We start from the raw sequence: 14443 nt of genomic DNA, 5'->3' as shown, positions 1-14443 counted from the left end.
TGATGCCTTGTTTGTTCCGCATACGAAATATGACCAACGATTCTTGCCGTGCGCGACTCAGTGCGCGGCCGCCGTCGTGAACGCAACCTCAGCATCTCGGATGAACTTGCTCCACCTCCAGGGTGAACCAAGGCCGAAACGGCACCGAAGCCGGAGTCCGGCGCCCTAGTGTTGAGGTCATGCCCACTCGAATCCAGGCCCTCCGCCCAGCCGCAGCGCCGATCGTTGCCGCGGCCATGCTCCTGGCGCTGATGATCCTTGACGAACGCGGCTTCGATGCTGCGAGCGCCGTGCTGTTGGCGCTGACGGCAGCGGTGGCTGCAGCGGAGCTGATCCCGGTTCCGGCGTTCATCTTCGCGTTCGCAGCCTTGGGACTCCAAGCATTCGGCATCTTCCCGAGCGTGATGGTCACCGGCGCAACCCAGTTCGTCATGCTTCCTGTTCTTGTCTTCTTCGCAACCCTGGGCTGGAGGGAACCGCAACGGTGGCCGCTACCCGTCGCCGCTGTTGCCGCCGCCGGGATGGTTGCTGTGAACTGGTTCGCTGACACCAGCTGGATCAATTTCGTGTTCGGCAAGCAACTCGGCGAAGCGGGTACTTTCCGGATCGCGCTGTACGCCTTCCTGGTTTTTGCCTCCTTCTCGGCACTCACCCTGGCAGGGTGGGCTGCTGCGTCCGCGGTTCGGCAGGCCTCCGTCAACCGGCAGGCCAAGGAACAGGCAGAATCGCGCCTCGAATCGACGGCCGGTGCCTTGATCGTTGAGCAGGAACGCAACAGGATTGCCCGGGAACTGCACGATGTCCTTGCACACTCGCTGGCCGTGATCACGGCACAGGCCGAGGGGATCCGCTACGTCCACAGGACCGAGCCGGAGTCAGTGGAGGAAGCGGCCGGCATCATCGCGGCGTCAGCCAGGAGCGCACTGCAGGAGACGCGGCGGCTGGTGCAGAGCTTCGGCTCCGAGCTCGACGGCCCGGCCCCCGGAACAGCTGACCTGCCGGCCCTCGTGAAAAGGCTCTACAGCAGCGGCATGCCCGTGGAACTTCACACCGGCGGCCTGGAAGGACTCTCGCCCGTGGAGGATCTCACCGTGTACAGGATTGTGCAGGAGAGCCTCACGAATGCCTTCAAGCACGGAGACCGCAGTGCGGGCGCCACCGTGATGGCGGATCGTGATGGCACCGGCCTGCGGCTGACGATCCGCTCAAGGCTGGCCGACGGCGGAACGGGCGTATCGCCTTCGGGAACCGGCCGCGGCATCCCCGGCATGCGTGAACGCGCAACGGCGGCAGGCGGCTACCTGACAACGGTCACCAACGGCCAACTCTTCGAAGTGGAGGCGATCCTGCCATGAGTGCGGCAAAGATCCGTGTAGCGCTGGTGGACGACCAGCCCTTGTTCAGCGCAGGCCTGAAGATGATCCTTCGCAGCCAACCTGACCTGGACCTGGTGGGAGAGGCGACGGACGGCGAGCAGGCTGTTGCCCTCGCGGCAGATGTCGGACCGGACGTGATGCTGATGGATATCCGGATGCCGGTGATGGACGGAATCACCGCCACTCGGCGGATCACGGACAGTCCGGGCGGGACAAAGGTCATTGTGCTCACCACCATCCAGCACGATGAGGCAGTGGTCCGGGCCATTCAAGCCGGTGCCGGCGGGTTCCTGACTAAGGATGCAACACCGGAATTCCTGCTGGCAGCCATCCGGACCGTCCATTCGGGCCACGCGGTCATGGCACCGTCGGTCACAAATGAGCTGCTCCGCGACTACACCACCCCTTCGTCCGCCAATTCGTCCGCCCTGGAGCCGCTGTCCGCCCGCGAGCGCGATGTGTTCATGCTGGCGGCCAAGGGCCTCGCCAACGGGGAGATCGCTGCGTCGCTGGTGCTCAGTGACGCCACCGTCAAGACCCACATCGGCAGCATTCTTTCCAAGCTCACGCTCAAGAACCGTATTCAACTGGTGGCATTTGCCTACCAGAACAGGCTGCTCGGCTAGCTCAACCTGCCCTACAGAACGCCCCGGGACTACCGGGGCTGGCCTCCGCATTGCCAAATACAGACGATAATTCGTCACGAAGGAGAAACAGTGAAGAAGAAGACTATTGGGGCACTGATTCTTGCCGCCGGTGCAGCCGCCACGTTGGCCGCCGCCGCCACCCCTGGAGTTTCCTCCATCCTGACCAAGCCTGCCGAGCGTCCTGTCTCCGGCATCACCGCTGCCGCTGAGCAGTTCGCGTCCGAGGATGCGACGGCACAAAGAGGCGTGGCGGAAGCCGTACGGCAGTGCATGGCCAAAGCCGGTTATGACTACACCCCCGCCCCATCAGGACAGCAGTCAGTGGATCTCAAACACCACATCGGTTTCACCACTCTCACCGTTGATGCTGCCCGCGCGTCCGGCTACGCCTCTTTCAAGCCCCAGGGGCCCGGTGAGCCCGCCACGAGCTCCGAACTGGGAAGGCTCTTTGCCGATCCTGCCTTCCAGACAGCATTGAACGGAGGCGGGCCCTCGGAACAAAATGTGGTCCAGTCTTCGGAAGGGACAGGCATGCAGTGGGGAGGGTGCACGGCCGAGGCCATTACAGCCATCTATGGCAATGCCAATGACTACATGCGGGCCACCGGTTTGGCGTTCAATTCGTTATTGGTTGCCACGAACGCTGCGGCTGCGGACGCCGACATCCAAACTGCGGTGGACGCTTGGAAAAACTGTATGTCCATCGCGGCCTTCCCATACAGCCGCCCGGATGAGGCCGCTACCGCCGGATTGCACTCTGGAGGACAGAAGGAGCTCAAGATCGCCGTCACCGATGCCACTTGCCGCGCGGACACCAACTTCGATGCCAAGCTCACCGCCGTCCTGGATAAATACCTGACCACGCGGATGAAGGAACTTGAGCCCGAGGTGGCTGCAGTGCGCCAGATTCGCAGCGATGCTTCGGCCCGGGCAAAGGCGTTGCTCTAGCCCCAAAGGACCCGCCGCCGTACCCTGTTCTAGGGAGAGAGTCTTAGGCGCGAAGGAGCGTCCCATGGAATGGATTCGTCCGGACAACCCGAACTATGACGAGGCCCGGAAACTCTTCAATGCGATGATCGACCGCAGGCCGGCAGTCATCGCCAAATGCTCTGATCCCGGCGAGGTGGCTGAGGCCCTCCGCTACGCACACAACCATAATCTGGACGTGGCGGTGAGGTCTGGCGGGCATTCGGTAGCCGGCATGTCCACCAACGACGACGGGCTGGTGGTGGATGTCCGGCCCATGAAATCGATCAGTATGGACCCCGTGGCGAAGACTGCCACCGCCGGCGCCGGACTTACCTGGGGCGAGTTCGACCACGCCACCCAACAGCACGGCCTGGCGGTCACTGGTGGCCGTGCTTCCACCACAGGGGTCTCCGGATTCACGTTGGGCGGCGGCTCGGGATGGCTGGAGCGTTCGTACGGTTTCGCGTGCGACAACCTGCTCTCCGTGGACCTGGTCACCGCCTCCGGCGATCGTGTGACCGCAAGCGCCGGAGAAAACCCGGAGCTGTTTTGGGCACTCCATGGCGGCGGCGGGAACTTCGGAGTGGCCACGTCCTTGACCTTCAAACTGCACGATCTTGGGCCCACCGTCATGGCTGGCCTGATGCTGTTTCCCGGGGAGGATGCCACGGATTTGTCCCGGGCCTACCGACAGCTTGCCCTTGACGCGCCCGACGCCGTCGGAACAGCGCTCGTGTACCTCACCGCTCCCCCGGAAGAGTTCGTCCCGGAAAACATGGTGGGCAAGCTCGCCGTCGGCATGGCCTATCTTTACGCCGGCGATATGGAGTCCGGTGAAGAGCACGCGAAGCCGTTCCGCGATCTTGGCCCCGCTGTGGACCTGGTCTCTCCCATGGGCTACGCGGACTTCCAGTGCATGATCGATGACCCTCCGAACCTCTACAACTACTGGAGCGCCGACTACCACAACGAGCTCAGCGATGATGCGCTCGATCTCCTGGTTGATTCGGCGCAGCGGCTCCCTGGTCCCCATTCGCAGCAACTGGTGGCCCGATGGGGCGGGGCTGTTTCCGGGCCTGCCGCGGCTGAGACGCCCTTGCAGCACCGCGGAGCGGCGTGGGTCAGCCATCCCTTCGGTTTATCCGAGACGCGGGAGGGCGGCCAGGACGCCAAAGCATGGGTCAAGCAGTTCCGGCAGGACATCGCCCCGCACACCACGGGCGGAGTGTGGCTGAACTTCATCGGCGACGAAGGCCAGGACCGGATCATGGCGGCCTATGGGGAGCAGAACTATCGCCGGCTGTCCTTGGTGAAACGTGAGTTCGATCCTGACAACGTGTTCCGCGGCAACCAGAACATCCTGCCCGCGGAACGCTGATTCTCCTACGCTCCTTCCCAGTTGCCGTGAACAGCGCGGGCAGTGAAGCCCGTATTTCCGGGGCGCAGCACGGCGGTAGACGCCCCGATGGCCGGCAACTGGGAAGGATCGCCTGGGACTACACTTTGGCAATGGCCATCTACGTCGATCCGCCCCTGTGGCCAGCGCACGGGACCGTATTTTCGCACCTGGTTTCGGACACGTCGCTGGACGAGCTCCACGCGTTCGCAGCCGCCGCGGGGGTTCCGGAGCGAGCCTTCGACGGGGACCACTACGACGTTCCGGAACGCCGCTATGACGATCTCGTGCTCGCCGGTGCAATCCCGGTGGAGGCTCGGGTGCTGGTCCGAAAACTCATCGCCAGCGGCCTGCGGATTCCTGCGAGGGAGCGGAGTAAAGCCTTGACAGTTCCTCTGATGGAGCGTTGGAACAGTATCTTCCCCGGCCATGAGGAGCTGGGGCTTGAGCTGTTGGAGCGGTGGGGCGAGGACGGCAGGAAGTATCACAGCCGCACACATCTCCTGGCAGTTCTGGAAGCACTGGACGTCCTGACCGAACCGGCGCTGCCTGCGCGGACCGTCTCCTTGGCGGCGTGGTTCCACGATGCCGTTTATGAAGGTGTTGCCGGGAAGGATGAGGAGGACTCAGCCCTGCTGGCCGAGGACCGTCTCATGGCTGCCGGTTTGGCTCCCGCCGATGTGGCCGAGGTGGCGCGGCTGGTCCGGCTCACGTCCAGCCACTCCCCAGAGCCTGGCGACCACGCCGGGGCACTCCTCTGCGACGCCGACCTCTCCGTCCTCGGCGGCGACGAACAGGCCTACGCACGCTACCTGGCCGCCGTCCGGGAAGACTACGCCTACGTCAGCGACGACGACTTCGCGACCGGTCGCGCCGCCGTCGTACGCCATCTCCAAAGCCTTGACCCGCTGTTCCACGGCGAACGCGCCAAGGATCTGTGGCTGGACGCTGCCCGGCGCAACCTCGCCGGCGAAATGGCGTGAGCAGTCCGCCACCGGCTTGCAGCCGGGCTCTGTTGGTCACCCGCCAAGGCTATCGGCGCGTGTGGCTTCGGGCTAGCATAGAGGTGTGACCTCCTACCTCTTGAGCTCTTCCCGCCCTGGAATGCCCTTGGCCGTCCCCGACATTGAGCATGTTCTGGCTCTCCGGGGCGTCGGCGGTTACCGTCAGTACCGCATCCCGGCGCTTGCCGTCAGCACGCGGGGCACCGTGTTGGCCGCCTACGACGGCCGGCCCAACTTGGACGATCTCCCCAATCCCATCGATCTCCTCCTGCGCCGCAGCTACGACAACGGGGTCACCTGGGAGTCGCAGCAGCTGGTCCGCACAGGATCGGGACTCCACGGCTTCGGGGACCCGAGCCTGCTGGTGGACGCCGAAACCGGCCGCATCTTCATGTTCCATTCCGCCGGGACGCACGCGGGCTTCTTCGAGGCCGTCTCCGGTTTGGAGCCCGATGATGACGTCCAGCACGCAGATGTCAGCTTCTCCGACGACGACGGCGACACCTGGCAGCACCGTCGGCTCACCTCGCAGCTCAAAGTGCGCGGAGCAACAGGCCTTTTCGCCGCGGCGGGACAAGGAATCCAGATGCATGCCGGGCCGTACAGGGGACGGTTGGTGCAGCAGTTTGTGCTGTTAGTGGACGGCGACATCATGGCTGCATCTGCATTCAGCGACGACCATGGCGATACCTGGGCCCTGGGTGACCTGATTGGAGCGGGTCCCGCCGGGATAGGGCCCAACGAAAACAAAGTTGTGTGCTTGGACGATGGCCGGCTGCTCCTGCATTCACGGGCCACGCCCTGCAGATTGTCCGCCGAGTCCGAGGACGGCGGTCAGACGTGGAGTCCCCTGCAGGCTGTTCCGGATTTGCCGGACCCCAGCGACAACGGTTCCTTGGCGCGCTTCGACGGTCTGCCAAGTGTTGCTGCCCTTGCCACGCCGGAGACTTCATCCTGGCTGCTCGCGAGCAACAACCACGAACCGCATCTGCGTCGCAACACCGTCCTAAGCCTCTCCCCCGACAACGGCGCCACCTGGCCCGCCAAGCTGTTGCTCTGCGGCGGAAGTTCGGCGTACTCGACGGTGACGCGGCTACCGGATGGGAACATCGGGGTTCTCTATGAAAGGCAGGGGTACCGGGAGATCGTGTTCGCATCGATCCCTGCCGAGCAGCTCACGGGGCAGCTTTCCGCTCCACCCCGGGCTGTTCCGGATGCTTCGGAACCGGCCGGCTTGGTCTTTGACATAGAGCTACGCTCCGTCACCCCAGGCAGGCCCGCGGTGTGGCAGAACGCCGGCGACTTCCACGTGATCCCCTCCAACAGTGACGGTGAATGGGATGTGCAGACCTGGAAGGAAATCGGCCAAGGCTACGCCGGGGACCAGGTTCTTGGCACGCGGGAGGCGCAGGACCTCAACTACGGCCCCATCGTCCCCGGCTACAAGGCCGGGGACATCCTTGCCTTCACCGGGCGCGTCCGCAACGTCGGCACCGGGACGGCTACCGGCGTCGTACTTCTCGGACCGCATGACAACCCCGGTGACTTCCCACCCGCGGACCTGCCGCCCGGCGAGCACGTTCTCTACTTCACGCCGACGTACACCATCACGGCGTCGGACAACGGGCACAGCACGCTGGAACTCGCGTTCACTGCAGAGGCCGACGGCGGGACGGTGCGAAGGGATCGGACGTTCAGTCTCGATCTGCGCACCGGGGCGGTTTCTGCTTCTTAGCGGTAGGTGCTGACGAACGGCTGGCTGGTAGGGACAATCTGCTTGCCGAGCGGCATCAGCGACACCGGGATCAGCTTCAGGTTGGCGATCGCCAGCGGGATGCCAATGATGGTGATGGCCATTGCAACTGCGGTGACCACGTGACCGATAGCGATCCAGATGCCCGCCACCAGCAACCAGATAACGTTGCCGAGAAGCGCGAAGACACCTGTGCCGCCCGGCTTCTCAACCACCATCCGACCGAAGGGCCACAGGCAATATGCGCCAATCCGGAACGAAGCGATGCCCCACGGGATGGTCACGATGAGCACACAGCAAATGATGCCGGCCGCGAAATAACCCAAGGCCAGCCAAAACCCACCGAAGACAAGCCAGATGACGTTAAGGATCGTTTTCATAGTCCCCATTCTCCCCTGCGGGCCCGACAAAAAGCGTAGGGGTCTGCCCTGATTCTTCCCTGACTCATCGCCGGGTTCGTACGCAGGGCTAGGCCAGGAGCGCGTCCAGCTTGTCGAACGAGGTGCCCCAGCCATCGCGGGTCATGTCTACCCACTCTTCCGATTCGAACGGACCCTGAGTGACGTTCATGCGTGTACGGCCGTTGAGGTCTTCGAATTCAAGGCGCATTTCTTCGAATTCGTGATCGGCGTCCGGAGCAGCTTTGGCTGTTGCGACCAAGAGGGCCGGCGCGTCCAACTCGGTGATCACGGCTTCAATGGGGGCCGACTGCTCGCCATTCTCGTCCGACCACACCATGACGACCTGCCAGATACCGCCAACCCGGGGCTCGACGATGATCTTATCGCGGGGAGCGTCCACTTCCACGGGTCCGAACCACTGGGTGAGCTTGTCCGGCTCCATCCACGCTTCGAAAACCTTCTCACGGGGGGCGTCGAACGCGCGGCTCATGGTCAGGGTGAAGTGTTCCGTGCTCATGCTTGGCTCCTGGTTTCCGTGGTTCTCGATGCGTTTCAGCGGTGGACCTGCTGTTGGGAGCGATTCTAGGGGGTGCCAGTGACAAGTCCGATGCTCTCTCACCTAATCACCCGTTTTCACCAACCATCTCTCACCTAATCACCGAAAGGACGGCTGGAGGTGAGAGAGCGACCACCGAAAGCAAACGGAAGGTGAGAGAGGAACGGCCTTAAACCCGCGGAAGGTGAGAGAGGATCAGGCTTTGGCGGCGTGGACGAAGGCGCGGATTTTGGCCAGGTCCTTCACTCCGCGCGATGCTTCGACGCCCGAGGAAACGTCCACTCCCCAGGCTCCGGCAACAGCGGCAGCGAAGGCGACGTTGCCGGGTTCAAGTCCACCTGCCAGCAGCCACTCCCTGCCGTCGAGGCCCTTCTCCCGCACGGACGCGTAGTCCCAGGACTCCCCCGAACCCGGCACGGCAGCGTCGATCAGGAACACTTCCTCGCCCAGGTCAGCGAACTCGTCCTGGGCGGCTCCCATGGTGACTGCGCGGACGAGCCGCATCCCGGCGTCGTGCACGGTTTTGACGTCTTCGGCAGTCCGGTGACCATGGAGCTGTACCCACCCAAGCCCTGCGTCACGGGCGATGGCGACGGCATCAGCTGCGGCCTCGTGCCGGAAGACACCCACCGCCTGAACACCCGACGGCACCAAAGGCAGCAGGATACGCACCTGTTCAGGGCTGACTTCACGGGGGCTGGTGGTGAGGACGAAGCCGACGGCGTCCGCACCGGCGTCGACGGCTTCCCGCACGGATTCGGGCGTGCTCAATCCGCACACTTTGACGAACATTCCCGTGCCTCCAGCCATACTCACAACGTTTTCCACATATGACGTTAGCAAGCCGCAATGCCAACGCAGAACCGGTGTCCACCACTAGGCTGGTCGGATGGAGATCATCCGCTTTGCCGACATCCATCCCGAACCATGGCGCAATGGGGGCGGGGTGACCCGTGAACTGGCCAGCCATCCGAAAGCCGCTTCGGCCCAGGACGGGGCATGGGATTGGCGCGTCAGCATCGCCGACGTCTCCAAAGCCGGAGAATTCTCCACCTTCCCGGGCATGGAGCGCGTGATCACCATCATCGAAGGCGAACTGCTGCTCCTCACTGTGGACGGAGCCGAGCACCCCCTGGAGAAGTACCGGCCGTTCCGGTTCTCGGGCGAGGCCGCATCGGGAGCCACCCTCCCTACTGGTGACATCCGGGATCTCAACGTCATTGCGCGCAAAGGCGCGTTCAAGGGCTACACCTCCATCGTGGAGATCTCCAAGAAGCGCGCACACCCGGTTTTCGAGGGCCAGCTTGCCATCCTGCTCGAGGGCAAAGCCACAGTTGCGCCGGGCGCTGCTGTGGAGGAAGAGTCCGACGGCGACGCCCCGGCACCCAGCGCGGCCGAACCTGTCGAGCTGTCACGCTATGACGCCGTAGTCGGCTCCGATACCCGGAGTCCGGAGATCTCGGGCCGCGGATTCATCGCTGTCATCTCGATCGACCACGTGGAGGCCCACGCCTGAGGTGGTGACGTTAACCACCAGAGGTGGCCACCCCGCGCGGGAGTTGCTAGCCTGAAATGAAGGTTCCGCTCTGGAACCTCCGGACGACGGTTCAGTACCCGGAATGCGACAAGACTGGCCAAAGGAAATGTCATGTCGTGGATAATTCTCATTCTTTCCGGAGCACTCGAGGCCGTCTGGGCCGCAGCGCTCCACCGGTCCAAGGGCTTCCGTAAACCCGTCCCCACAGTCGTCTTCCTGGTGTCCGTTGTTGCCAGCATGGCCGGACTCGCCATCGCGATGCAGTCCATCCCCACAGGCACGGCTTATGCAGTGTGGGTTGGCGTCGGAGTCGTACTGACCGCTACATACGCGATGGTCACCAAGGTTGAACGTGCGACGACGGCCCGGCTGCTCCTGCTTGCTGGAATCGGCGCGTGTGTGGTCGGCCTGAAGGTGGTGGCATAGCCATGACTGCTAAGACAAAGAACACCGGCAACGGCATCTCCTGGGCAATCCTCTTGGCATCGGCACTGCTCGAAGCCGTGTGGGCCACCGCTTTGGGGCTCTCCAATGGCTTCACGCAGCTCATGCCCACCGTGGTCTTCACGATTACTGCGGTGTTGAGCATGCTCGGACTGGGCATCGCGGTCAAACGAATCCCCTTGGGAACTGCCTACGCGGTGTGGGTGGGCATCGGCGCAGCTCTCACTGTTGGCTGGGCCATGATCACGGGCGTGGAGTCCGCGAGCCCGCTGAAGCTGCTCTTCATCGCGGGAATCGTGGGCTGTGCTGCCGGTCTGAAGGCCTTGCCTGCCGATAAGACCGTGGCCAAAGCCGAGTAGCGAACACCCCACCGCGGGCGCTGGTCCATTTCGATGGCCCGCTGCGCATGAGACGTCTCCTACCATCGAATGCGCAGCAAGCCGTCGAATTGGGGCAGGGCAACACCGCACACTCACTCCAAGTCGGGGGGCCCAGCAGGAATACCCACCGCGGCCACAGAGTTCACGCCAACAAAGGGCCCTCTGGAACACCTACGCGCATTGGAGAAGTTCATGACTGCAGTTCAACTCGGCGATGGCCTCAAAGTAAGCCCCCTCGGTTTCGGCGGGATGGCCCTGACACCTGTCTACGGCGGCATCGATCCCCAAGAAGGGCTCAAAACGCTGAGGCACGCCGTGGATGCGGGCATCACGTTCATCGACACCGCCGATGTATACGGCGCCGGAAGCAACGAGGAACTCGTGGGCAAGCTCCTGAAAGAGCGCCGTGACGAAATCCAAGTGGCCACGAAATTCGGAATTGAGGGCAACCCCGCGGACGGGTACACGGGAGTCCGCGGGGATGCGCCCTACGTCAGGCAAGCGGCAGAAGCGAGCCTCCGCCGCCTGGACACTGACGTGATTGACCTCTACTACCTGCACCGCCGCGACCTCCGCGTTCCGATAGTGGAAACCGTGGAGGCCATGGCGGAGCTGGTCCGTGAGGGCAAGGTCCGGCACCTCGGACTGTCCGAAGTGACAGCCGAGGAACTCAGGCAGGCCAACGCCGTCCATCCCATTGCCGCAGTCCAGAGTGAATGGTCAATCTGGAGCAGGGATGTTGAGCTCAACGTTGTTCCTGCAGCCAAGGAACTTGGCGTTGGGTTCGTGCCGTATTCGCCGCTGGGCCGAGGGTTCCTCACGGGAACCGTCAGCGCGGGTGACCTCGGCGAGAATGACTTCCGCCATAAGATCCCCCGTTTTGGCGACGAGGCACTTGATGCAAACCAGGCCGTCGTGGCCGCGGTTCGCGAGGTAGCCAGCGGGCTGGATGCAACTCCTGCCCAGGTAGCCCTGGCTTGGCTGTTCACCCAAGGTCAGCGCCTCGGGATTTCCGTGGTTCCCATCCCCGGCACGCGCAAAACGCACCGGATCGACGAGAACCTGGGGGCACTGTCCCTGCAACTGGGGACAGCACAACTTGAGGTGCTCGACCAAGCCGCAGCCGCCGTCGTGGGTTCACGCTCGGCCGACCCCAACTGGGTATCGCAGGGCCGCGAAGCCAACCCGACCACTGCATAGACTGAAGCGATGGATTCGCTTATTCACTCATTGCGTGACGTCACTATCCGCAGCATTTCGGTCAGCGAGATGAACAACAACGTCTACCTGTTGACCTCAAAGTCCACAGGTGGGCAGCTGCTGATCGACGCAGCAGACGACCTCCCGGCTATTCAGCAAATGCTGGAAGACAGTGCTGCCGATTCGTCGGCCCCCACCAAACTGGTCAGGATCGCCACCACTCACCAGCACTGGGACCACGTCCGGGCCCTGCCGGAATTGGTCGCCGTTACCGGCGCGACCACCTCAGCCGGAGCGGACGACGCCGATGCGTTGCCGGTTCCAGTGGACGTCCGGCTTAGTCATGGCGACGTTGAGCGCTTTGACGACTTCGAGATCTCAGCAGTCCACTTGCGTGGACACACCCCGGGCTCGATCGCTTTCGTGTACCAGGATCCAGACGGGCCTGCCCACATTTTCAGTGGAGACTCGCTGTTTCCGGGAGGCGTCGGCAACACACAGAAAGATCCTGCACGCTTCACTTCACTGTTGAACGACGTGTCGGAACGACTGTTCGACGCCTATCCGGACGGGACCGTGGTGCACCCTGGCCATGGATTGCCCACGACCCTCGGCGCCGAGCGGCCACACCTTGAGGAGTGGCGCGCCCGAGGCTGGTGAGTCGTTAGCGGCCGCGACGCTCGTTGGAAGCGGGAGCCGATGCACGACGCGGGCCACTGCGGGCCGGACGACCTGCGCCGGAGCCACCGCGACCGGAGTTGCCGGAGGCACCCGAACCGTAGGATCCACCGGACGTAGCGCCCGTGGCGGAAGACCATACGGCCTTGTTTCCACCGGTGCGGGTGCTCGTGGTGGATGCCGTGCGCGGAGCCGAAGCTGAGCGCTGGCCGGTAGCCGGACGACCGCTGCGGCCGTTCTGCCCCTGCGAGCCGGGAACGTCGTTACGGTGCGTGGAAGCTGCCTTGCCGCGACCACGTGAGCTGCGGGCGACGTCGTCGTTCGCTGCTGCGCGGCGATCGGCACGGTTGGTGTCCGTACGAACCGGCTCAGCCCCAACCTTGCCGCGTCCGCCGCGACCGCCACGGCCACCCGCGGTGGGAGCAGCCTGCGTGGAACGGCGTGCGCGCTTGCGCTGGGCGTTGGCGCCGGTGGACGTGCCGCCACCCTGCGGGGCTTTCGCCGCGAGGAGAGCTGCACGGGTGCGGGGGTCAACCTTGTCCGCGATGTCGCCCACCAGGTCAGCAACCAACGGGGAGTTGGCGGTCACGCGTTCAAACGAAACGTCAACGCCGGCAGCCTTCATGAGCTTCTTGACGTCGCTCTGCTGCTCGGGGAGCGTCAGGGTGACCACGGTGCCATCGGAACCTGCGCGGGCCGTACGGCCTGAGCGGTGCAGGTACGCCTTGTGCTCTGTGGGCGGGTCCACGTGGATAACGAGTTCGACGTCGTCAACGTGCACGCCGCGGGCTGCGACGTCGGTGGCCACCAGGACGCGGACGTCACCGTTGGAGAACTCGGCAAGGTTACGGTCGCGGGCGTTCTGCGACAGGTTGCCGTGGAGGTCGACGGCGGGGATGCCGGCGTCGGTCAGGGTCTTGGCAAGCTTGCGGGCGTGGTGCTTGGTCCGCATGAAGAGGACGCGGCGGCCGGCGCCGGAGGCCAGTTCGACGATGAGCTGCTTCTTGACGGTCTGGTCGTTGACCACCAGGACGTGGTGCTCCATGGTGGTGACAGCGGCCTGGGGATCGTCCACGGAGTGCGTCAGCGGGTTGGACAGGTAACGGTTGACCAGCTTGTCAACACCGTTGTCCAGCGTTGCGGAGAAGAGCAGGCGCTGACCCTGGGTGGGGGTCATGTCCATGAGCTTCTTGACGACCGGGAGGAAGCCGAGGTCGGCCATATGGTCGGCCTCGTCCAGCACGGTGACCTCAACGGCTTCGAGGGTCAGGATGCGCTGGCGGATCAGGTCTTCGAGGCGGCCCGGGCAGGCGATGACGATGTCGACGCCGGCGCGCAGGGCCTTTTCCTGGCGTGCCTGGGAGATGCCACCGTAGATGACCGTGGTGTTCAGGCCCATGGCCTTGGCCAGCGGCTCGATGGTGGCGTTGATCTGGGTTGCCAATTCACGGGTCGGTGCAAGGACCAGGCCCATGGGGCGGCCCGGCTTGCGGAAGTGCTTTGCTTCGCGCTCGGCCAAGCGGGCCACGAGCGGGATGGCGAAAGCAATGGTCTTACCGGAACCGGTGCGGCCACGGCCCAGGACGTCGCGTCCTGCGAGGGTGTCCGGGAGGGTCTTCACCTGGATGGGGAATGCCTCTTCGATGCCATCTGCGGCGAGGGATTCAGCAATGGGCTTGGGCGTGCCAAGGGCAGCAAAAGTAGTCATAAACTTCATGTCTTTCGGGCGGTGTCCAAGTGCGGACATCGGCCCCCGACGCCGGTTGGGCCAGGGGTTCGCCGAGGAAAAGTCAGGTGATCTACCGGTTCGCTGCAACAGCGGTGGCCGGGACCAAATAGAACGCGTTCATCGACGCAGGATGTGCCTCTCACATGAAAAATGCCCCGTCGCGCAGCCTTTCAGGCCACCTGCTTCAGGGCGTCACCGCACATCAAGTGTTCCTAGCTTAGCAGTGTTTCCACGATGGACCCTCATCGGGGCAGCTCAGGGCCTTCTTGTGGGGCCCGCTTTGCGCGACTCAGGGCTCGCGAAGCGCGCAGAGCAGGCCCCACAACTCACACCCCCGCGTTGTGGGGCCCGCTTTGCGCGACTCAGGGCTCGC

General features: G+C 64.0%; 15 protein-coding genes and 1 riboswitch. Of the genes, 11 read left to right on the top strand and 4 right to left on the bottom strand.

Features of this window, described 5'->3' with window-relative positions:
- Nucleotides 1–179: 179 nt before the first annotated feature.
- From ACSSVG_RS13945 to ACSSVG_RS13920, 6 genes are all read left to right on the top strand, one after another.
- Entirely contained in the window at nt 180–1355 is a 1176-nt protein-coding gene (locus ACSSVG_RS13945; protein ID WP_492415246.1) for a sensor histidine kinase, read from the top strand.
- Nucleotides 1352–2002 (top strand): response regulator, encoded by a 651-nt coding sequence (locus tag ACSSVG_RS13940; protein ID WP_492415245.1) that lies wholly within the window; start codon nt 1352–1354, stop codon nt 2000–2002. Before ACSSVG_RS13945 ends, ACSSVG_RS13940 begins: the two co-directional genes overlap by 4 nt.
- Before the next feature lie 90 nt (nt 2003–2092).
- Entirely contained in the window at nt 2093–2971 is an 879-nt protein-coding gene (locus ACSSVG_RS13935) for a hypothetical protein (protein ID WP_492415244.1), read from the top strand.
- A 64-nt stretch (nt 2972–3035) separates the two neighbouring features.
- Nucleotides 3036–4370: an FAD-binding oxidoreductase gene (locus tag ACSSVG_RS13930; RefSeq protein WP_492415243.1), complete on the top strand. Its 1335-nt coding sequence runs from the start codon at nt 3036–3038 to the stop codon at nt 4368–4370.
- Nucleotides 4371–4501: 131 nt separating this feature from the next.
- A complete protein-coding gene (locus ACSSVG_RS13925; protein WP_253464582.1) occupies nt 4502–5371 on the top strand; it encodes a DUF4031 domain-containing protein in 870 nt (289 codons plus the stop codon).
- Nucleotides 5372–5456: 85 nt separating this feature from the next.
- Nucleotides 5457–7127: a sialidase family protein gene (locus ACSSVG_RS13920; RefSeq protein WP_492415242.1), complete on the top strand. Its 1671-nt coding sequence runs from the start codon at nt 5457–5459 to the stop codon at nt 7125–7127.
- Here the strand turns inward: ACSSVG_RS13920 and ACSSVG_RS13915 are convergent.
- The 3 genes from ACSSVG_RS13915 to ACSSVG_RS13905 all read right to left on the bottom strand — a co-directional run bounded on the left by ACSSVG_RS13915 (nt 7124) and on the right by ACSSVG_RS13905 (nt 8894).
- Nucleotides 7124–7525 carry a YccF domain-containing protein gene (locus tag ACSSVG_RS13915; RefSeq protein WP_159706203.1) on the bottom strand — a complete coding sequence of 134 codons (402 nt, stop codon included), beginning with the start codon at nt 7523–7525 and terminating at the stop codon, nt 7124–7126. The two genes, ACSSVG_RS13920 and ACSSVG_RS13915, sit on opposite strands and share 4 nt — an antisense overlap.
- An 88-nt stretch (nt 7526–7613) precedes the next feature.
- Nucleotides 7614–8063 (bottom strand): SRPBCC family protein, encoded by a 450-nt coding sequence (locus tag ACSSVG_RS13910; RefSeq protein WP_492415241.1) that lies wholly within the window; start codon nt 8061–8063, stop codon nt 7614–7616.
- A gap of 234 nt (nt 8064–8297) precedes the next feature.
- Nucleotides 8298–8894, bottom strand: a complete 597-nt coding sequence (locus ACSSVG_RS13905) for a phosphoribosylanthranilate isomerase (protein WP_492419207.1) — start codon at nt 8892–8894, stop codon at nt 8298–8300.
- Nucleotides 8895–8991: 97 nt separating this feature from the next.
- On the opposite strand from ACSSVG_RS13905, the gene ACSSVG_RS13900 reads away from it, so the two are divergent.
- The 5 genes from ACSSVG_RS13900 (at nt 8992) to ACSSVG_RS13880 (ending at nt 12323) form a co-directional block, all read left to right on the top strand.
- Nucleotides 8992–9618: a HutD/Ves family protein gene (locus ACSSVG_RS13900; RefSeq protein WP_231338338.1), complete on the top strand. Its 627-nt coding sequence runs from the start codon at nt 8992–8994 to the stop codon at nt 9616–9618.
- A 57-nt stretch (nt 9619–9675) separates the two neighbouring features.
- Nucleotides 9676–9741: riboswitch (guanidine-III (ykkC-III) riboswitch) on the top strand.
- A gap of 9 nt (nt 9742–9750) precedes the next feature.
- Nucleotides 9751–10065 carry a DMT family transporter gene (locus tag ACSSVG_RS13895; protein WP_089596307.1) on the top strand — a complete coding sequence of 105 codons (315 nt, stop codon included), beginning with the start codon at nt 9751–9753 and terminating at the stop codon, nt 10063–10065.
- Nucleotides 10066–10067: 2 nt separating this feature from the next.
- Nucleotides 10068–10442 carry a DMT family transporter gene (locus ACSSVG_RS13890; protein ID WP_492415240.1) on the top strand — a complete coding sequence of 125 codons (375 nt, stop codon included), beginning with the start codon at nt 10068–10070 and terminating at the stop codon, nt 10440–10442.
- Between the two features lie 213 nt (nt 10443–10655).
- Nucleotides 10656–11663 carry an aldo/keto reductase gene (locus ACSSVG_RS13885; protein WP_492415239.1) on the top strand — a complete coding sequence of 336 codons (1008 nt, stop codon included), beginning with the start codon at nt 10656–10658 and terminating at the stop codon, nt 11661–11663.
- A gap of 9 nt (nt 11664–11672) precedes the next feature.
- On the top strand, nt 11673–12323 hold the full coding sequence (locus tag ACSSVG_RS13880; RefSeq protein ID WP_492415238.1) for an MBL fold metallo-hydrolase: 651 nt from the start codon (nt 11673–11675) through the stop codon (nt 12321–12323).
- A gap of 4 nt (nt 12324–12327) precedes the next feature.
- On the opposite strand, the gene ACSSVG_RS13875 is transcribed toward ACSSVG_RS13880, so the two are convergent.
- Nucleotides 12328–14049 (bottom strand): DEAD/DEAH box helicase, encoded by a 1722-nt coding sequence (locus ACSSVG_RS13875; RefSeq protein WP_231338341.1) that lies wholly within the window; start codon nt 14047–14049, stop codon nt 12328–12330.
- Between the last annotated feature and the right edge of the window lie 394 nt (nt 14050–14443).

Source organism: Paenarthrobacter sp. E2MeOHC11 (assembly GCF_058744955.1).
This window is presented reverse-complemented; position numbering and strand designations above follow the sequence as displayed.